Source organism: Pseudomonas sp. SID14000 (assembly GCF_002165135.1).
GTDB lineage: Bacteria > Pseudomonadota > Gammaproteobacteria > Pseudomonadales > Pseudomonadaceae > Aquipseudomonas.
Window position 1 is genome coordinate 373,549 of sequence record NZ_NFZQ01000002.1, and the last position, 18,848, is coordinate 392,396.

The 18,848-nt window shown below is 62.6% G+C and carries 17 protein-coding genes; 10 read left to right on the forward strand and 7 right to left on the reverse strand.

All coding sequences use genetic code 11. From position 1 onward, the window contains the following. Nucleotides 1-120 precede the first annotated feature (120 nt). Genes CAY82_RS04640 through CAY82_RS04650 form a run of 3 tightly spaced genes read left to right on the forward strand, consistent with a single transcriptional unit; the run spans nt 121 to nt 5,874 of the window. Nucleotides 121-3,621: a hypothetical protein gene (locus tag CAY82_RS04640; RefSeq protein WP_140399082.1), complete on the forward strand. Its 3,501-nt coding sequence runs from the start codon at nt 121-123 to the stop codon at nt 3,619-3,621. Nucleotides 3,622-3,643: 22 nt separating this feature from the next. Further along, nucleotides 3,644-4,807, forward strand: coding sequence for a hypothetical protein (locus CAY82_RS04645; protein ID WP_087500120.1), 1,164 nt, complete (start codon nt 3,644-3,646; stop codon nt 4,805-4,807). A gap of 23 nt (nt 4,808-4,830) precedes the next feature. Beyond that, nucleotides 4,831-5,874, forward strand: coding sequence for a hypothetical protein (locus CAY82_RS04650; protein ID WP_087500121.1), 1,044 nt, complete (start codon nt 4,831-4,833; stop codon nt 5,872-5,874). 186 nt (nt 5,875-6,060) lie between these two features. On the opposite strand, the gene CAY82_RS04655 is transcribed toward CAY82_RS04650, so the two are convergent. The 4 genes from CAY82_RS04655 to CAY82_RS04670 form a co-directional block, all read right to left on the reverse strand. Further along, nucleotides 6,061-6,735 carry an EcsC family protein gene (locus tag CAY82_RS04655; RefSeq protein WP_087500122.1) on the reverse strand — a complete coding sequence of 225 codons (675 nt, stop codon included), beginning with the start codon at nt 6,733-6,735 and terminating at the stop codon, nt 6,061-6,063. Between the two features lie 133 nt (nt 6,736-6,868). Continuing rightward, the gene (locus CAY82_RS04660) at nt 6,869-7,864 is read right to left on the reverse strand and encodes a 5'-nucleotidase (protein ID WP_256576226.1); all 996 of its coding nucleotides are present in this window, start codon (nt 7,862-7,864) and stop codon (nt 6,869-6,871) included. A gap of 62 nt (nt 7,865-7,926) precedes the next feature. Continuing rightward, complete coding sequence (locus tag CAY82_RS04665) at nt 7,927-8,418, reverse strand: DUF1543 domain-containing protein (RefSeq protein WP_087500123.1); 492 nt, start codon at nt 8,416-8,418, stop codon at nt 7,927-7,929. A gap of 214 nt (nt 8,419-8,632) precedes the next feature. Then, complete coding sequence (locus CAY82_RS04670; protein WP_087500124.1) at nt 8,633-9,547, reverse strand: LysR family transcriptional regulator; 915 nt, start codon at nt 9,545-9,547, stop codon at nt 8,633-8,635. Nucleotides 9,548-9,641: 94 nt separating this feature from the next. Here CAY82_RS04670 and CAY82_RS04675 point away from each other — a divergent pair, with 94 nt between their 5' ends. Continuing rightward, nucleotides 9,642-10,817, forward strand: a complete 1,176-nt coding sequence (locus CAY82_RS04675) for an MFS transporter (RefSeq protein WP_087500125.1) — start codon at nt 9,642-9,644, stop codon at nt 10,815-10,817. A gap of 154 nt (nt 10,818-10,971) precedes the next feature. Here CAY82_RS04675 and CAY82_RS04680 read toward each other — a convergent pair whose 3' ends face one another. Then, on the reverse strand, nt 10,972-11,595 hold the full coding sequence (locus CAY82_RS04680) for a glutathione S-transferase family protein (RefSeq protein ID WP_087500126.1): 624 nt from the start codon (nt 11,593-11,595) through the stop codon (nt 10,972-10,974). Between the two features lie 196 nt (nt 11,596-11,791). Between CAY82_RS04680 and CAY82_RS04685 the strand changes: the two genes are divergently transcribed. Beyond that, complete coding sequence (locus tag CAY82_RS04685; RefSeq protein ID WP_087500127.1) at nt 11,792-12,094, forward strand: DUF3077 domain-containing protein; 303 nt, start codon at nt 11,792-11,794, stop codon at nt 12,092-12,094. A gap of 79 nt (nt 12,095-12,173) precedes the next feature. Next, complete coding sequence (locus CAY82_RS04690) at nt 12,174-12,896, forward strand: hypothetical protein (RefSeq protein ID WP_087500128.1); 723 nt, start codon at nt 12,174-12,176, stop codon at nt 12,894-12,896. A gap of 99 nt (nt 12,897-12,995) precedes the next feature. Here the strand turns inward: CAY82_RS04690 and CAY82_RS04695 are convergent, their stop codons facing one another. Continuing rightward, nucleotides 12,996-13,475: a transposase gene (locus CAY82_RS04695; RefSeq protein ID WP_087500129.1), complete on the reverse strand. Its 480-nt coding sequence runs from the start codon at nt 13,473-13,475 to the stop codon at nt 12,996-12,998. 313 nt (nt 13,476-13,788) lie between these two features. On the opposite strand from CAY82_RS04695, the gene CAY82_RS04700 reads away from it, so the two are divergent. Then, nucleotides 13,789-14,709, forward strand: a complete 921-nt coding sequence (locus CAY82_RS04700; RefSeq protein WP_087500130.1) for a LysR family transcriptional regulator — start codon at nt 13,789-13,791, stop codon at nt 14,707-14,709. Nucleotides 14,710-14,890: 181 nt separating this feature from the next. On the opposite strand, the gene CAY82_RS04705 is transcribed toward CAY82_RS04700, so the two are convergent. Next, entirely contained in the window at nt 14,891-16,195 is a 1,305-nt protein-coding gene (locus CAY82_RS04705; protein WP_087500131.1) for an MFS transporter, read from the reverse strand. A gap of 266 nt (nt 16,196-16,461) precedes the next feature. Between CAY82_RS04705 and CAY82_RS04710 the strand changes: the two genes are divergently transcribed. Genes CAY82_RS04710 through CAY82_RS04720 form a run of 3 tightly spaced genes read left to right on the forward strand, consistent with a single transcriptional unit; the run spans nt 16,462 to nt 18,771 of the window. After that, nucleotides 16,462-17,625, forward strand: a complete 1,164-nt coding sequence (locus CAY82_RS04710) for an iron-containing alcohol dehydrogenase (RefSeq protein WP_087500132.1) — start codon at nt 16,462-16,464, stop codon at nt 17,623-17,625. 21 nt (nt 17,626-17,646) lie between these two features. Beyond that, nucleotides 17,647-17,961, forward strand: coding sequence for an NIPSNAP family protein (locus CAY82_RS04715; RefSeq protein WP_013972037.1), 315 nt, complete (start codon nt 17,647-17,649; stop codon nt 17,959-17,961). Nucleotides 17,962-17,994: 33 nt separating this feature from the next. Continuing rightward, nucleotides 17,995-18,771 (forward strand): SDR family oxidoreductase, encoded by a 777-nt coding sequence (locus tag CAY82_RS04720; protein WP_087500133.1) that lies wholly within the window; start codon nt 17,995-17,997, stop codon nt 18,769-18,771. The last annotated feature ends 77 nt before the right edge of the window (nt 18,772-18,848 follow it).

The following is an 18,848-nucleotide window of genomic DNA, read 5'->3' on the forward strand; positions in this document are numbered from 1 at the left end:
GGCCAGGCGACCGCTGTCCGATAGCAAATCGCTACCTCCAATATTCCAAAATAAACGAATCCTATTCTCTTATAGCTCCTAACCTGTCCGTTGATGGATCAACCACCAACGGAGCAAATCATGGAAAGATTCGAGTCTTCGTCTTCGCTTGCCCGATCATCCGTCACCGTCGTTCCTGAGTCCCGCTTCATGCAGAACTACCGGGTAGCCAGCGCCGTTCACGGTGGCAGTTCGGCATCCGCCATCGTCAATGGGCATGGGGATGTGGAGTTGTTTACCAGTGGCAGCGACACCCAGGTCTGGAACATTTATCCCGATCCACATAGCCCGACCGCCAACAGCGCAACGCTGACCGGGTTGACCGGCGAGGTGATCAGCACCGGCCTCACCCCCAGCGGGGACATCGTGGTATTCGCGGCACAGGGCACCAACCTGCTGTACTGTGTCGAACAGCCGACATCGGCGACGCGCTGGTCCGCCGTGAAGCTGATCGATGTGCCGCTGCCGTCCAACGCCATTCGCATCGCGCGCATTACCACCACGCGTATCCACAACAAGTTGTACGTTGGTGTGCTGGTCGAGGCCAAGGCACTGGTTGGTACGCTTTACAACTTCAGTTGGGGCGTGTGGGGCAGCCAGGCGCCCACGGCCCTCAACGGCACCACGTTGCAACTGCAAAGCCTTAACGCCGTGTGGACCGGCAACAGTGACAGCAATGTCGCGTTTTCGGTGTTCGACACTGTCATTCTCGAATACACCCTCAGCACCGGGCAGCTTTCGCGTCCGGCAATTGCTGCCAACTTCCGCAGTGTCGATGTGGCCGCGACTACCGATCAGGTCGGCAATACCCAGGTGTTGGCTATTCTCGCCGATGGTAATGCCTACTGCCTGGTCGGTGGCGGTAGCCGACCTTACAGTTGGGCGCAGCTCACTACAGCGTCGTCGTTCAAGCAGGTCGCGCTACTGCCGTCGCTCGATGCGCTGTTGCTGGGGGTGGACAATACGCTCTATCACGCCAGCCAGCATGCGCCGTCAGTAACAGGGTGGTCTCAGCCTACGCCGGTGTACAGCGGCGTGCAGTCGTTCCAATGCACGGTGGAAGACGGCGGGCTGGCAGTATTCGCGCTCAAGAGCCAGCAGAACAATGTGGTCCAGCTTACCCGCGAAGCCAACAGCGGCAACTGGCTGACCGCAGCGCTGGAGGTGCAGGCCCAGGGCAGCATCGAGGACTTTGCCTCATACAGCACGGACGTGACATTGTTCAGCGAGGTGGGCACTCCCTTGGCCGAAACACCTGTAGAGGTCTGGACCGAGGCGCCATCCCGTCTGGCAATCAATGGCGGTGTCTACTATGTGACGCCGCGTCGGCCGGTGCGCTTGCTGACCAACAGTGCCGGCATCCTCTCCATAGCCCAGCAGGTCAGCAGCCTGGCCGCGCCGGCCATTTTGCTTAAAGTGCCATCCTTGATGTCGCCGGGCGAGCGTATCGAAATCCGTCAGGATGCCGAGGTCCAGGAGCGGATCAGCGTCACGACCGGCGATGAACTGATGAGCGCCAAACTCGCTAGCGGTGCGCCGTTGCTGCGTGACCAATACCACAAGCAGGAAACCGCCAACGCGGTGGCCGAGGCGGTGAGCCGCAGCATGCGCCTGGCCAGCCCGGCCTACATGCAGGCATCGGCAATACCCTATGTAGACCCCCGCCGGCCACGCGCAGGCGTACTGCTGCGACGCGATGGCCACCTCACGGAGCGTATGCTTGCTCTTGAAACGGTGCCGGAACAGCATTGGCACCTGAGCGTGCGTGACGGTGAAGTCCGTTTCACCGACTTGTCGAGCGATGCGGCCTCCGGCGTGTTGATGGCGCTGCGCAGCGCTTCGCTATCGGCCGGATGGTTCAGCTGGTTGACCGATATCGGTGATTTCATCGCCGGTGTCGCGCAAGGCATCATCAGGGTGCTCGATTATGTGGTGACCACGGTCAGCGCCGGCGTGCAGGCGGCGTTTCACTTCGTGATCGATGGTGTCACGTACTTGTTCGAAACCCTGGTTGACACGGTCGAGAAGGCATTCGACCTGGCCGAGGCCGTGTTCTCGGCAGTAAAGGTGTTCTTCCAGGACCTGTACGAATGGCTGGCATTCCTGTTCAACTGGGGTGACATGCTGCGTACCCATGACGCGATTGCCCACATCGTCAACACCGGTTTCGACTTCCTGGTCGGCGCCACTGGCGGTATTCAGCGTATCGTGGACGGTGGCATCGACACCTTGCAGCGTCAGTTGCAGCAATGGTTTGCAGAGGCGCGCAACACCATCGCCGGCAGTTACAGCCTGGGTGGCTACGAGCAGGCAAACACCCCTGACGACCCGGCAACGTCCAGGGCCTGCGCCAACAACATTGTCTACAATGGCCTGGTCAACAATGCCTCCGTCGCCCAGACCAGCCTGGCTGGCCCAGCATTGCTCAGCCAGGCTGACGGGCCCTTCAACCAGTTTCTGGATGAGCTCACGCGCCTGGCTGACTTTACCGAGTCCACCGCGGCGTTCGAGCAGGCACTCGCGTATTTGCAAGACCTGGGCACTGCGCCGGACGAGATTTTCCGCAAGTTGCTGGCGGCGTTGATGAGTGTGGTCGAAGGTGTGCTGCAGGCAGTGCTTTCTGGCGTGCAAGCGGTGATCGACGCCATGCTGCGAACAGTGGCCACGCTGATCGCCAGCCTGAAGACGCTGATGAACGCGAAGTGGAATATCCCCTTCGTCAGCGACTTGTACCGGCTGATCACCAATGGCTCGGAGCTGACTACCCTCGACCTGATGGCTCTGGTGCTGGCGGTGCCGGGCACGATCCTGTTCAAGGTCATGCAGAACCAGGCGCCTTTCCCGGACGAGGCGAGCGTGCAGCGCTTCAAGGCCGCATTCAATGCCGACATGCTGCTCCGCGCGACCGGGCTCAAGCCTGCGGGCAGCCAGGCACTGGCAACCGTCGGCGATGGCTGGACCGGGTGTTTGCCGAGGGACCTGGCGCTGGTGACGGGGGTGCTGGGTTCGGTTGCCTATTTCTTCTACGGTGGCCTTACCGCGCTGGGCGACAGCATGCCGCCCGATGCCGGCCCGCCTGCAATCATTGCTTATGTGGCGCTTACCCTGGAAACCGCCGCGCAGTTGTGCAGCTGCCCCTGGATTTTCTCCAGTGGCGCACCGGGTTGCGTCACGGCCGATGGTGCCAGCCGCACGCTGTGGATCTACACCTGCCTGGGGGTGCTGCTGGATGGCGTGTTCGTAGTGGCGGCAAGCAAGATGCCTGAAAACCGTGACGATGTGGGCGTGATGGCCACGTTCATCTACGGCCTGGGCCACCTGGGTGTAGCTATCCCTGCCTCTCTGGGGCAAAGCGGCTCGGCGGTGGCGCTGAACATCGTGCCGTGCCTGCCGGAAGTGTGCAAACCACTGCGCCTGAAAAAGGTGGTGGCTGCCAGCAAGGGCCTTTCGCTAGTGGGCCAGGCCGCGCTGGATGCCATTTGTTACACCTCGGCCACGGTGCTCAACGTGGTATCGGTGTCTGCTGCAACAAAACCTTCCCTCGTCGATGCCAGTGCAATGCGCACCGGCACCGGTTCGTAGTAGTCCAAAAAGGAGTTTGGCAATGTTGATCGTAACCAAGAATCCACCCGTTGTCGGTCATGGCCAGGTGCTGCGCGGGCCAACTGTCCAGTCGCTGGGCAGGGCCGCGGCCTTGAGTGGCACCTATGACAAGGGTATCTACCTGCGCCCCAACCTGAATAGCGATGGCACCGTGCCGGCCCGCTCGCCGTTGTCGGCTTCGCCGGATATCTGGATAGCCGGCACCGAGCCGGTCGCCAACTTCCAGACGGCGCTGGCCACGGCGAACAGCTACGCAACGCAGTCCCCGGGCACCATCACACAGGGCACGCCCAATTACATCTATGTGCGTGGGCGCAATGGCGCGGCTGTCAGTAGCACCACCAAGGTGCAGCTGTATGGGGTACCTTGTGCCTCCATCCAGTGGCCCAGCGAGTGGGCGAAGTATGGCATTCCCACCGACCGCGATCACCCGGACGGCACGCAGCCTTACTACGATTCATCCATCGTCAGCCTCGCGTCGTCGAGCATCGGCGTGGCGAGCGATACCTTTGTCTGGAGTAACCCGCAACCGCCGGGCGGTGGCAGTGATCACTACTGTTTCATCACCTGGATGAACAATGCGGGCAATCCGTTTCCGGATGTATTCACCCAGTTGGACATGTCGGCGCTGATCACCAACAACCTGCAGTTCGGCTGGCGCAATGTGTCGATGCAGTCGGGGCGCTCGCCAACCCGGCAGATGAGTTCCCAACTGATCATCCCCAGCGACGTGACGGCAGGCAGCCGCGAGTATTCACTGCAAATCACCAACCTGGGCTTCCCGGCGACTGGCTGGACCCTGACGATGAGCTGCAGCCAACCGGACTCGACTGGCAAGCCAATCGCCATCAACAACGTCGCCATGCCACCTGCGGGCCAATTCGTCGGCGTGCGCTGCACCCTGGACCCTGGTTACAGTGCGCTGCTTACCATCAATCTGTACCGTAACAACGGCCCTGATTCGCAGCCCGGTGCGGCGCTCGACATTACCCCGACGTACTACGCCGACGGTACGCCTCGAGAACTGCAGGAAGCTTTGGACCGGGGGTTGGTGGACTTCGCGATGTCACACGCGCTGCACCGGGCCTATGCCGCTACCGAAGTGGCCGATATTCGTCCGCGCCCGGTGGTACTGCTGGGTGCTGACGGCTTGCATGTCATTTGATGGTTAACAGGGAGTGAATCGTCATGAGTGAATCAGTCTTGAACCTGTTCAGCAACAGCCTGGATGCCAGCCAGACGCTTTACTTGCGCAACAACCTGGCCTCAACCGGCAGCGTGCCGTTCAAGGGGCCGCTGGGGCAATGCCCGGACATAATCCAGAGCAGCGAGCCGGTAGCCAATGCGCAGAATGTGTTCAGCACCGTCAGCAGTTGGGAGCAGGCCTATAACGCGCAACCTGTCGCAGCCGTGCCCAATTACTATTACCTGCGTGGCATGAACGGTGGCAGCGATAACGATGCCAATGCCTTCTCGCTGTACTATGCACCCGCGCAAGTATTTCTGCTTCCGGCCACGTTCAAGGGAAATGCCTTGTGCACCGTCAGCGGCCACGAGAGCACACCGGTAAGTGCGCCCGCAGGGCATATCGGCGTCGGTGAAGAGCCCTTCGTCTGGACGCCCCCGGCGTTGCCGCCAGACAGTTATTTCAACCTGATTGCCCAGGTGAGCGCGAACGCACTGGTGGCCACGATTCCGTCGGTGAGTGACTGGCTGGACCTTGCGAAGCTGATTGGCCAGACCCCCACGTTTGGCATCCGTACCCAGACTCCGGTCACCGCTACCCAGTGGATACGTCGTCAGCGCCTGACCGTACCGGCAAACTTCAGCACGTCTCCGATCACCATCACCTTGTTCGCCAGTGGCTTGCAGGGCACGCGGGTCAGTCTGCTGTGCGATACCCTCACATCCCAGCAGGTGCCGGTGTTGCTCGGGCCTTTGACGCTGGGGGGCGATGGGATGCAGACCGGCGCCACCTTCACGCTGCCCGCCGGTTATTCAGCCAACCTTGCGGTGCAGTTCTGGAACCCGGACAACCAGAAGGTGGAAGCTGGTGCGAGTCTGTCGGTCACTTTCAGTTACCCGATCAACCCTGGAGCCGAACTTGAACGGGCAATCGCTGAGAACCTGGTCAATCTGCATCACTACGATGCGCTTGGGGATCAAGGCGTCTCGGCGATCAAGCCCAAGGCCATGGCCGTTGTCAGCCAGATGACCTTTACCGTCGTTTAGAGAAGGGGCGACGCGCCGTGCGGTAGATCGCCGCACGGCGCGTCGTACGTTCGGCACCCGCCAGGTGGGTCAGCCGCGGCTGGCGTCCAGTGCCTGGGCCAGCAGGTTGTAGGTGCCGCCGTACAGCTTGGCCACACCCTCCACAAAAGGGAGCACGCTGGTGCGGTTGCAGTCACCGTCCACGGGTTAATCGGCGAACGTTTCTTCTTTCGCAGCAGCAGTGGGCTTGGGGGCCGGATTTGCGGCAAACAGGTCCCTGGCGACGTTGCCGACGGTATTGGTTGTCACCGAGTCGAACGCTGCGCCTACCAGGCCGCCGAGCAAAGGCACTGCCTTGCCCAGGTTAATCGCGCCAGTGGTGCCAAACTTGGTCAGCAAGCGGAAGCCTACGGCCTGGTTGATCTTCACCAGGGTAGCGCCACTGATCTTGCTGATGTAATTAGTGGCCAGCTTGGTCGCCATGACCACCCCTACATCCTTGAGAATGTCCTTGGCGGCATTGCCAGCCAGGCAGGTGTATACCAATGCCTTGACCCGGTCATCACGTGGATCGTAGCCGCCGAGATAGGCGATGGCTGTGATCATGCGCAATTGGACATACATGACGCTGGCGACGTTGGCGGGTACCGCCACTGGCAAGGTAATGATCCCGCCCAGACCAGTAAGAAAGCCAGAGGTGGCGGCTTTGGTATTCTGCCAGCGGATCAGGGAGTTGGCGGCGTCGAGGATGGTATCGTTATTCCTGCGGTACTCCTGCGCAAACTCCAGAGCTGTACCGGTTCCCGGAATACCATTCATGGCCTTGTCATAGGCCCAATCCAGCGCCTCGTTCAACTTGCTCAATGTCATTTCATTGGCCATGGGTACTCCTGTGTACTGTTGGCGACTGCTTGTAGATCCCGTCTTCGGGATAGCATGTAGGATTCGTGCGCGAATGATGCCATATTGACATCATTCAGTGTAATCAGGACAACGCAGGAATCTCGAACGCTTGCTACAAGGCAGTTGCGTCAGATGCCGCAGCTTGTCGCGAGTCCCCCGGCAGTGCCGGCCCTCGCAACGCCTCCCTGTTCGCCACCCCAAACGGCACGTGCACCATCGGCAAATCCCCCGCCGGCGACTGCAAATGGCTGCGCTGGTCATCAAAGAACACATGCGGCTTCAGGATCGACAACACCCTGGGCTTTTCCATCCCCCCCAGAAAGAAGCACTCGTCCGGCGACACGCCCCAGTTTTTCAACGTCGTTACCACCCGCTCATGGGAAGGCGCATTGCGCGCCGTCACGATCGCAATCCGCAGAATCCGCTTGTATGCCGGGTCCTCGGCCAACTTACGGTCCTCGAGCATGCGAATCAGCGAAAGCTTGCGGTACAGGTCTGCCAGCGGCCCCGGCGAATGCGGGATGCCCTTGCGCGCCCGCTCGTGCTCCTGAAACTCGTCCAGGTTGTCGTCGCGTTTGTACACGCGCTCTGCCTCGTCATCGGCAATCACCCCGTCAAAGTCGAAGGCCACCCGCAGTTCGGTGTCGATCTCGTCATCGTAGATGCGCGTCGGCAGTACTCGTCCGGCAGGGTAGTCGGCGTCGATGGCTTTCTGCACATCCTCTTCGTTGGCGCTGAGGAACAGCGAGGCGTTGAACGCCGGGATGTACTCGTAGGGCGAGCGGCCCGACATGAACGCCGCGCGGGTGATGTCCAGCTGGTAGTGGTTGATCGAGCGAAACACCCGCAGGCCGGTTTCCGGCGAGTTGCGCGACAGCAGCACCACCTCCACCGGCAACTGCTCGGGGAAGGCTTGGTTGATGCTCAGGAAGCGGCGAATGAACGGGAATGCCACGCCCTTGGGGAACGGTTCGTCCAGGTTCTGTTGCTGATGCTGGCGGTAAGCCTCGACGCCCTGGGTCTGGTAGATGTCGTCCGAGACGGTGAGGTCGAAAAGCGCACTCGAAGCAACGCCGATGACCAGTTTCTGTTCGATGGGGTAGGGCATGAAACAACTCCTGAGCGTGAGCTGAAGGCAAGTGTACCGCGCGCTTCGGGGGGCTGTCGGCGTCAGATCAGGATGTAGTCGCTACGCACCACTACCGGCTCATGCGCGCCTTCGACCAGGTGCACGAACTGCCCTGCCACCTGGTCGATCGCCAGGCAATCGTCGACATCCAGCAAGGCATCGGTATGCGGCTTCAGCCACTCTGCCTGCATGCGTTGCTTGCCCAGGGCCTTGGCCTCGGCTTTGGTGTGGGCGGTGACCAGCAGGTAGCGGTGGGCCTCGCCGAACACCTCGCGTTCGTAGCCACCGAGGTTGATGAAGTACAGGCGCAGGGCACCAGGGGCGGGGGCGTTCGGGCGCAGTTCAATGCGTTGGCCGTCGATACCGTGCACTTCCAGCCACGAGTCGATGTGCAAACCTTGCGGGCTGCCGAACCAGGCCTGGCGCAATTGCGGGTAGGCCTGTTCGAAGGTGTCGGCCTGGGCGAACACCACATCGTGGACTTCGATCTTGGCGCCGGGGTGGCGGCCTCCGAGCATGACGACGTAAAGCATGGGCGGTCCTTTGCATGGCTGATGTAAAAGTGCGTCATTGTACTGCCTGATCAGCGGATGCCGCTTTCTTGGAACTGCACATGACTCATTGAGTTAGCAGGGACCCTGTGGGAGCGGCTTTAGCCGCGAACACCGGCGCAGCCGGTGCCATGCACCGCGTTGGCTTCTTCGCGGCTAAAGCCGCTCCCACAGGGTCCGCGGACCGCTTGCGAATTCAGTTTTCTACGCGACAGCGCAGGCCTGACAGTTGCTCCACCAGAAAATCCACGAACACCCGCACCCGCGCCGGCATCGCCGGGCCGCCCACGAATACTGCATGGATCGGCTCCCGATCACCGGGGTTGTACGCCTCCAGCAACGGCACTAGCTGCCCGTTGGCCAGGTCATCGGCGACGGTAAAGGTACCGATGCGTGCCACACCGGCGCCGAGCCTGGCCAACTGCGCCAGGGCTTCGCCGCTGCTGCATTCGATATTGCCTGTCACCTTCAATGAGAACGCCTGCCCGTCGCGGCAGAACGGCCAGTCGGGGGCGGCGCGGCGGAAGTTGAAGCGCAGGCAGTTGTGCCGGGCCAGGTCCTCCGGCACAAGCGGTGTACCACAGCGCGCCAGGTACTCGGGCGAGGCGACGATCACCTGGCCGGTTTCGCCAATGGCGCGGGCGCTCAACGAGCTGTCCGGCAGGCGGCCAAAGCGCAGCGCCACGTCGGCCTGGCCGCCGAGAATGTCGGCCACTTCGTCACTGAGGGTAAGGTCGACCAGCACCTGCGGGTAGCGCGCGCTGAACGCCGCCAGCAACGGCACCACGGTCAGCCGGCCATGGCCCAGCGCTGCGCTGACTCGCAAGCGCCCACGTGGCACGCCCTGGTCGGTGATGGCCTCTTCCACTTCGAGCATGTCGGCCAGCACCCGCCGTGCACCGCGCAGGTACGCTTCGCCCTCGGGCGTGAGGGTGATCGCGCGGGTGGTGCGCAGCAGCAGGCGGGTGCCCAGCCGCTGTTCGGTGCGCGCGAGGATGCGGCTGACCGCCGAAGGCGTCAGCCCCAGCGCCCGGGCGGCGGCGGACAGGCTACCCTCTTGTGCCACCTTGGCAAATATTTCCATCTCTCCGGATCTTCCACTGAAGTCCATTTGTGCCTCTTAAGCAAAGGTGGTTCGCAAAAACGCAGTCTAGTGCGGCTCGGCTTCGGATCGTAGCATTTGCAGCATAGATAAGGAGCTTGCCATGCGTATCAATCCACCACTTGTCGCACTCGCCATCGGTGCCTTTGGCATCGGGGTCACCGAGTTCGCCCCCATGGGCATGTTGCCCGGCATCGCCACCGACCTTGGCGTTTCCATCCCGGCTGCCGGGCTGTTGGTCAGTGCCTATGCGATCGGTGTGCTGATCGGGGCTCCGCTGATGACCCTGGCCACGGTGAAGATCCCGCGGCGTTACCTGTTGATCGGTCTGATGGCCATTTTCACCCTGGGCAACCTGATGTCGGCGCTGGCCAGCGACTATGCCAGCCTGCTGGTCGCCCGCGTGGTCACCTCGCTCAACCACGGCGCGTTCTTTGGCATCGGTTCGATCGTCGCGGCCAGCGTGGTACCGCCCGAGAAGCGCGCCGGGGCCGTGGCCGCCATGTTCATGGGGTTGACCCTGGCCACCATCGGCGGGGTGCCGCTGGCGACCTGGTTCGGTGAAATGCTGGGCTGGCGCACGGCATTCTGGGGCATCGCCGGGCTTGGCCTGGTGGCAATGACAACCCTCTGGTATGCACTGCCCAATGTGCCGTCGCCCAAGGGTGACGGGGCCATGGCCGAAATCCGCGTGCTGGGCCGCGGGCCGGTGCTGGCGGCATTGCTGCTGACCGTGGTGGGCTCCAGCGCGATGTTCACGGTATTCACCTACATCGCGCCGATCCTGCACAGCGAGGCGGCAGCCTCCACCACCTTCGTCACGGCCATGCTGGTGTTGTTCGGTGTCGGCCTGACGTTGGGCAACGTGTGGGGTGGCAAGGCCGCGGACCGCTCGATCGACCGCACCCTGATGCTGTCACTGGCCGTGCTGATTGCGGTGTTGCTGGTGTTCCCGCTGGTGATGAACTGGCCGCTGCCGACTGCGTTGGCGATCCTGGTGTGGGGCGCTGCCAGCTTTGCCCTGGTGCCGCCGCTGCAGATGCGGGTGATGGAGGCGGCCAAGGATGCGCCCAACCTGGCGTCGGCGGTGAATATTGGTGCGTTCAACCTGGGTAACGCGATAGGTGCGGCGCTGGGTGGGGCGGTGATCAATGCCGGGCTGGGGTATTCGGCAGTTTCCCTGGCGGGGGCGGCGATGGCGGCGGTTGGGTTGGTAATGGTCTTGATGTTTGCCTGGCGTGGGCGGGCGGTGGCGTTGGGGGATCGGGCAGCGGTTTAAGGGGCTGAGGTCCTGGGGGCGCTTTGCGCCCCTTTTCGCGACGCAAGGCCGCTCCCACAAGTCAAGCGAGCGCCGTCCCTGTGGGAGCGGCCTTGTGTCGCGATGGGCTGCAAGGCAGCCCCAAGGTCCTGTACTAGCTGTTAATCTGCTGCCATCACGGCGTACCGTTGCGGCCATGCAGGTGATAGGCCGGGCGCTCACTCAGCCGCTCGTAATAGTCGCGCACGGCCGGCAGGTGCGGGTGTTCGAACGGCGTTTCGAACCAGCGGTTGACCGACAGGCCGATGGGAATGTCGGCCAGGGTGAACTGGCTGCCGGCCACATAGGCACCGGTGGCCGCCAGCTGGCGGTCGAGAATGTGCATGTAGCGCGCCCAGTCCGCGCAACCGGCCGCGAGGGCCTGTGGGTCCTGGTGGGCGGGCGAGTGCCTGACCAGTGACATGAACGCGTAGCTCCAGGCACGGTTGAGGTCCGAGGCCTGCCAGTCGATCCACTGGTCGATCCTGGCCCGCGCCTGCGCTTCGCCCGGGTAGAACGCGGTGGCGCCGTAGCGCGTGGCCAGGTAGCGGATGATGCTGTTGGATTCCCACAGGGTGAAGTCGCCATCCTGGATCACCGGGATCATGGCGTTGGGGTTCAACGCGAGGAATTCGGCGCTGTCGGTGGGTTTGAAGCCCGAGCCCCAGTCTTCGCGCTCGAACGGAACCTCGAACTCGGCGCACGCCCACAGGACTTTTCGTACATTGATGGAAGAGGCTCTGCCCAGTATCCGTAGCATGGTGTTCGTCCTTGTGTGAGGGAGGTTGATCGTCCGTCACCGCCGGGTGCCGGTCAATAGCCTGACCGGTGGCAGAGCGTCCCTTTGTAGGGTTCTTGTAGTCCATTTCCGAAAGTAAGCCTTTCCACCCCCAAGGTGATTGTGGCGGGGCGGGCAGCGCCCTAGTCTCGGCACGCTCGTAACCCGAGGAATGGACATGGACAAAGACACCCCGAAAGAAAACAGCAACCTCAATGTCGTGCGCGCAGCGGGCCGTTTTGGCAACGGCGGTGCCGAACTGGTGCAGATGAAGGCGCAACTGCCAATGCGGACGGCGCTGATGGAGGCCTCGAGCATCATGGGTTGCATTACCGAACTCACCCGCAAGGCCATCGACCGGCCCGGCGACCGCAAGGTGATGATGCAGGCCACCTACTACCTGGCAGGCATGGCCAAGGCGCTGATCGACGGCCAGTTACAGCAGTTGCGCCAGGCACGGGCAGGCGAGCAAGAGCCTTAGTCAGGCTTGCCTGGGGGCCGTGAACTTGGCACCCTTGGTCAGTTTGAATCGTCTGTATCACGATAGAAGGAAGTTCGCATTGAGCTGGGACAAGGTGGGGAAACTCCTCGTAGCCGTGCTGCTTGGCCTGGTAGTTCTGCTGGCCGCCTATGGGGTGCTCAGAGGTAACCCGCGTCTGGAGGCATCGCTGACCTATGCCTACCTCACCTATCCCAGCCAGTTCAGCGAACGTATCAGCAAGGCCAGCGAGCAGCTCAAGTACGAGCAGTTGCAGGGGCGTATCAACACCATCAGCGAGGGAGGGCTGAGCCACGATCAGGTCGAGCGGTTGATCGAGATGGCCCAGGCGCCGTATGCCCAGCTGTTCGCCAAGCCCTTCGAGGCCGGGCTGGTCGACCACCGCACCGGTTTGCTCATCGAGTTGCGCAACAGTGGTGATGCGCAGGTGCGCCAGGTGAAAATCCGCCTGCCGGCCAAAGGCCTGGTGCAGGTACGTGATGCTGCTGGCAATGACACCATCCTGGAAACCTCCACCATGCAAGTGGATATCCCCGTCGTCGAGCCGGGTGGCACGTGCAAGGTATGGGTGTATTTCGATGCGGACTATTCGCAGATCCGCCAGGGCGGGGTCAGCATCAGTCACGCCGATGGTAAGGCTGACGTACAGGTGTACCGCGAAGTTATCGGCTTCCCGGCCTGGGTGGCCCGTTACAGCCGCGAGCTGATGGTGCTGCTGGGTGTATTGGCGGCCAGCGTGCTGGGCCTGGGGTATGCCTGCCTGTCGCGCCGTAACCGGCACTGAACGCCTCACCTGTAGGAGCAGCCTTGTGCTGCGAAGAGGCCGGTACGAGCGATACACATGTTCAGTCAGTACTGGCCTCTTCGCAGCACAAGGCTGCTCCTACAAGGAGTTGTGCAGGCTGTCAGTGAGCCATACTGCGTCCCAGTGCGGATAATCGCCAATCTCTGCTACCAGGCCGGCCCGCAGAGGGTTGGCAATGATGTATCGGGCTACCTTGCGCACATCATCGTCCTGGCGCAGCGCTCTGTCATGAAACCCGCGTTGCCAGACTTGTCCCGGGCTCACGCCCGCCTTGCACAATGCCGTACCAGATCGTGATTTGAACTGCCGCATCAGGCTGCTCAATGTGACGGCATGCAGCTCTACCAGCCAATGCAAATGGTCAGGCATCAGCACCCAGGCAAGTGAGCGGCAAGCGCCAAGGCGTTCCGACTGCCTCAGCTCCCTGATGACCAGGCGAGCCGTACGAAGATCCTGAAACAGCGGCTTGCGTGCCTGGGTGGCAGTGGTTAGCAGGTACAGCCTGCCAGGCTCGGAAAAACGCCCCCGCCGTAGCAGGTTGGCCTCAGCACGATCCATGTAGTGTTCCTCGCATCCGTTCAGTGTGGGATACCTACAATAGAGATTTCAGACGCTACCAACGCCGGCAGATCGTTACCCTGTTTTTCAGCCGTACACCTTTGTAGGAGCAGCCTTGTGCTGCGAAGAGGCCGGTACGAGCGATACACATGTTCAGGCAGTACTGGCCTCTTCGCAGCACAAGGCTGCTCCTACAGGGGAAGGCGGACATGCGTGCATCTTGGGCAAAGGTCATTTGCTGCATACTCAACAATCGCTCGTTTGCGACTCTCTATAGTGCTGGGCATTACAAGAGCCATGCCGAGCCTGCCCGATGATCCCTTCTCTGGACTCCATTTTCTCCCGCCTGCGCCTGCGTCAGTTACGCCTGCTCATCGAACTGGACCGCTGCGGCTCCCTGCACAAGGCGGCCGAGGCCATGGCGATTTCCCAGCCCGGGGCCACCAAGGCCTTGCGCGAGGTGGAGGAGGTGCTGGGTGTGCCGTTGTTCCAGCGCCTCCCGAGCGGCCTGGTTGCCAATGACATAGGCCGTTGCGTGGTGCGTTACGCGCGGTTGATCCACAGCGACCTGGGGCATTTGCGCGAAGAGGTGCTGGGCATCGTCCAGGGCCAGGGCGGGCGGCTGGCGGTGGGCAGCATCATGGGTGCCATGCCGATCCTGGTCGGCGCCCTCGGGCGGCTGCGCAGCAAGCAGCCGCAACTGGCGGTGGAGATCGCCGAGAACACCAGTGCCAATTTGCTGGCCCAGCTCGATGAAGGGCGCCTGGACTTGGCCATCTGCCGGCCGGGGCTGGGCCGCAACGCGGCAGACTACGCCTTTGTCGAGCTGGCCCAGGAGCCGTTGGCGGTGGTCGCGCACCCACTGCACCCGCTGGCCGGGGTGGCGGGGCTGGAAGTTGGCGACCTGAGCCAGTACCGCTGGATTGTCTACCCGGCCAACATGCCCATGCGCCAGGCGCTGGAGCGTGAGTTGAGCGAGGCGGGGGTGGAGGTGCCGCGCTACCCGCTGGAAACCTTTTCCACTTTCGCCACCTTCATGCTGCTGGAGGATGACCCAACGCTGGTGGCGGTGATCCCCAGCGCGGTGGCGGCCTACGCCGAGCAGCGCGGGCTGCTGGTGTCGCTGGCAGTGCAGCTGCGGGCACTGAGCGAGCCGTTCGGTATCGTACACCGGGTGGCAGCGCCGCTGTCGCCGGCGGCGCGGTTGCTGGTGGAGGAGCTTACGGCCGGTTGAGCCCTACATGACACATTGAATTAGCAGGGACCCTGTGGGAGCGGCTTTAGCCGCGAACACCGGCGCAGCCGGTGCCATGCACCGCGCTGGATTCTTCGCGGCTAAAGCCGCTCCCACAGGGTACGAGGATCGCTTGCGAATTCAGTTATCTGTGCGACAGCGCGGCCCAACCGGTCTTACCTCAGAACCGCCGCTCGCGGTAATCGATCAAGCTGGAAAACACTGCAATCAACACCGCCGCCACCACAAAGAAGATCAACGCAAAGAAGTAATCCCCGGTGAACTGCACGATCAGCCCGATCACGATCGGCACCAGCACCCCAGCCATGTTGCCGCAGAAGTTCATGGTGCCACCCAGCACACCGGTGCGCGACGGCCCGCCGATGATCGCCGGCAGGCACCAGTACATTCCGCACCAACGGATGAAGAACATCGCCACGCACAGCAGGCTGATCACCGCGACGGTTTCACCCACATAGGCTGCTGCCAGGATGCACAGTGCCGCTACCAGCGCCGAACCACTGAACATGGTGCGCATTACCAGGTTCGGCGAGGCACCGCTGGCCCGCCAGCGGTCACCGATCCAGCCACCGATCAGCTCGCCGACAAACCCGCACATGAAGATCAGGAAGGTCGCCCCACCCATGGCCGAGATGTTCAGGCCATGGGCCTTGTGCAGGTAACTCGGCATCCAGGTCAGCAGGCCGTAGAACACCGCCAGGATGCAGCTGTAGCCGGCGAACATGGCAAAGATCGAACGGTCCTTGAGCAGCTCGCGCAGCGGCAGGCTGGCCTTGGCTGCCGCAGCATGAGCGCTGGCGTTGCCTTCGGTGATGTGGCGCAACTCGGCTTCGTTAACCCCCGGGTGCTCGCTGGGGTGGTTGCGGATGTACTTCCACGCCAGGATGCCGGCCAACACGGTGCCGACCCCGGCCACCACGAAGGCCAAACGCCAAGAACCCAGCCAGGCAATCAACCCGGAAATCAGGATCGCCCCCAAGGCACTGCCCAGCGGCGCGCCGCCATCCACCAGCACCGCGCCACGGCCACGTTCGTTGGGCGTCAGCCAGGCACCATTGAGCTTGGCCCCGGCGGGCATGATCGGTGACTCGGCCACGCCCAGGCCGATGCGCGTCAGCAGCAGTACCAGCCAGTTGTGCGAGGCCGCGCCCAGCGCCTGGAACAGGCCCCAGGCCACGGTTGCCGCGCCAATGATACCGCGGGTGTGGAAGCGGTCCAGCAGCAGGCCGCCAGGGATCTGCATCAAGGCATACGACCAGAAGAACGCACTGAGCATCAGCCCCTCCATGGCTGGCGTCAGGTTGAATTCGGGGGCGATCAGCGGCAGCGCCACCGACAGTGAGGCGCGGTCGATGTAGTTGATTGCGGTCAGCAGCAACAGGATCAGGAAGATGCGCCAGCGCACCGTGGTCATCGGGGGCGCAGCGGTCAGCGCCAGGTCGGCCGGAGAGGGGATGGTCTTCATCGCAGGAGCTCGTTGTTGTGATTATCGGGAGGCGTAGCAGCTACGCAGGCCGATTGTTGGAGTGCTGCTGGCGGGGCGGGTAATGAAAAGAGCTGATCCGCCAATAACGCCTGCTTATTACCCGGGCAGGGGATAAGCAGTGGTTATTGGCGGATCAGCTCTTTTCATTATCGACGGGCCTGGCCCGCGCTCTAGATTGCCTCGGCACGGCCCGCCAGCGTCACGGTGGGCACAACAAGAACAACGCAGTTGCCTGAGGACCCCTCATGAGCCAATTCCAGTTTCATTTCCCCACCATTGCCAAATGTGGCGCGGGCCTGGCCGACCAGGCCGGTGCGCTGCTCAAGCCGTACATGGACGGCACCCTGCTGGTGGTCACCGACCAGGGCCTGATCGACGCTGGCATCCTGGCCGGCTTCTTCGCCTCGCTGGAGCAGGCGGGCATCGACTACCAGCTGTTCTGCGCCGTTGAAGCCAACCCCGGCACCGACGTGCTGGACGCTGCCGTGGCGCTGCTCAAAGAGCGTAACTGCACCGCCGTGATCGGCGTGGGTGGCGGCAGCAGCATCGACACCGCCAAGGGCGTGGCGGCGATGGCCACCAACCCTGGCAACATCCTCGACTACGAGGGTTACGACAAACTGCTCCAGCCGCCGCTGCCGATCTTCGCCATCCCGACCACCTCCGGTACCGGCAGCGAATGCACCGCGTCGACCGTGTTCACCAACAAGCGCACGCTGTTCAAGACGGTGATCGTCAGCCCGCAGCTGTTCCCGCGTCTGGCCATTCTCGACCCGGCACTGACCCTGAAACTGCCCGCGGCCATCACCGCCGCCACCGGCATGGATGCGCTGACCCACGCCATCGAGTCGTATGTGTCGCGCCAGGCCAACCCGATCAGCCAGGCCATGGCCCTGCAAGCCATTCGCATGATTGCCGGCAGCCTGGAAAAAACCTACTTCGTCGGCACCGACATGGCCGCCCGCGAGCAGATGCTGCTGGGCTCGTTCCTGGCCGGGGTGGCGTTCTCGCAATCCAGGTTGGGTAACGTGCATGCCATTTCTCACACCTTCGGCGGGGTGTTCAACATCCCCCATGGCATCGCCAACGCCGCCCTGCTGCCATACGTGATCAAGTTCAACCTGCCGGCCTGTCCGGAGCGCTTCCGCGACATCGCCATTGCCCTGGGCGCTGATGTGACCGGGCTCAGCGTGGAGCAGGCTGCAGCGCGTACGGTAGATGCGGTAGTGGCCCTGAACCAGGCCATCGGTATCCCCGCGACCATCCGTGAACTGGGCGTGGACCTGGAGTTCTTGCCGCAGATGGTCAGCGACTCGATGCGCAGCGGCAACGTGCTGGTCAATCCACGCCTGACCACCGCGCGCGATGTCGAGCGCCTGATCACCGACGCCTACCACGGCAACCTTTGAACCTTTAGCGGAACCACGACCATGTTCTATGAAATGCGTACCTACACCCTGCACATCGGCAAGATGAAGCAATACCTGGAGCACTTCGAAAAGGAAGGCTTGCCGGTGATCTCCCGCTACGCCAAGCTGGTGGGCTGGTGGTACACCGAGATTGGCGAACTGAACCAGGTGGTGCACATCTGGGCCTACGAGAGCCTTGACGACCGCATCGAGCGCCGCGCTGCCCTGTACCGCGATGCAGACTGGCTGGAGCGCTTCATCCCCGTGGCCTTCCCGATGCTGGTGCGGATGGAGTCGAAGCTGTTGATGCCTGCCGCGTTTTCGCCGATCCAGTGACCTTGTAACTGCATTGCATCAAGGAGCAACCCAATGGATCTAGGCATTACCGGCCGCTGGGCCATCGTCTGCGCGGCCAGCCAGGGCCTGGGCAAAGGCTGCGCCGAAGCACTAGGCAAAGAAGGCGTCAACCTGGTCATCAATGCCCGTACCCAGGCCACCCTGGAGCAGACCGCCGCCGAGTTGCGCGCGGCCTGCCCGGGCATCGAGGTGCGCACCGTAGCCGGTGATGTCGTCGACGCCGAAGTACGCCAGGCGCTGCTGGCGGCCTGCCCACAGGTGGATATCCTGGTCAACAACGCCGGTGGCCCACCACCGGGTGACTTCCGTGAATGGGGGCGTGAGGACTGGCTGAAGGCACTGGATGCCAACATGCTTACCCCCATCGAGCTGATCAAGGCGGTGGTCGATGGCATGGCCAAGCGCGGCTTCGGCCGGGTGGTGAACATCACTTCCGGCGCGGTGAAGGCGCCGATCGATATTCTTGGTTTGTCCAATGGCGCACGCAGTGGCCTGACCGGCTTCATCGCCGGCCTGGCCCGTCAGCAGCGCCTGGCGGGCAGCAACGTGACGCTGAACAATCTGCTGCCTGGGGCGTTCGACACAGCGCGCCTGCAGAAGACCTTGAAGGCGGCAGGTGGCGATGTGGAAGCCACCGCCCAGGCGCGGCGCAATGCCATCCCGGCGGCGCGCTTTGGCAATGCCAGCGAGTTCGGCGCGTATTGCGCGTTCCTGTGCAGTGCGCATGCCGGGTACATCACCGGGCAGAATCTGTTGATCGATGGTGGGGCGTTCCCCGGTACGTTCTAACGGCCCGAACGCTCCCCCTTGTAGGAGCAGCCTTGTGCTGCGAAGAGGCCGGTATGACTTACAGAAATCTGTCAGAC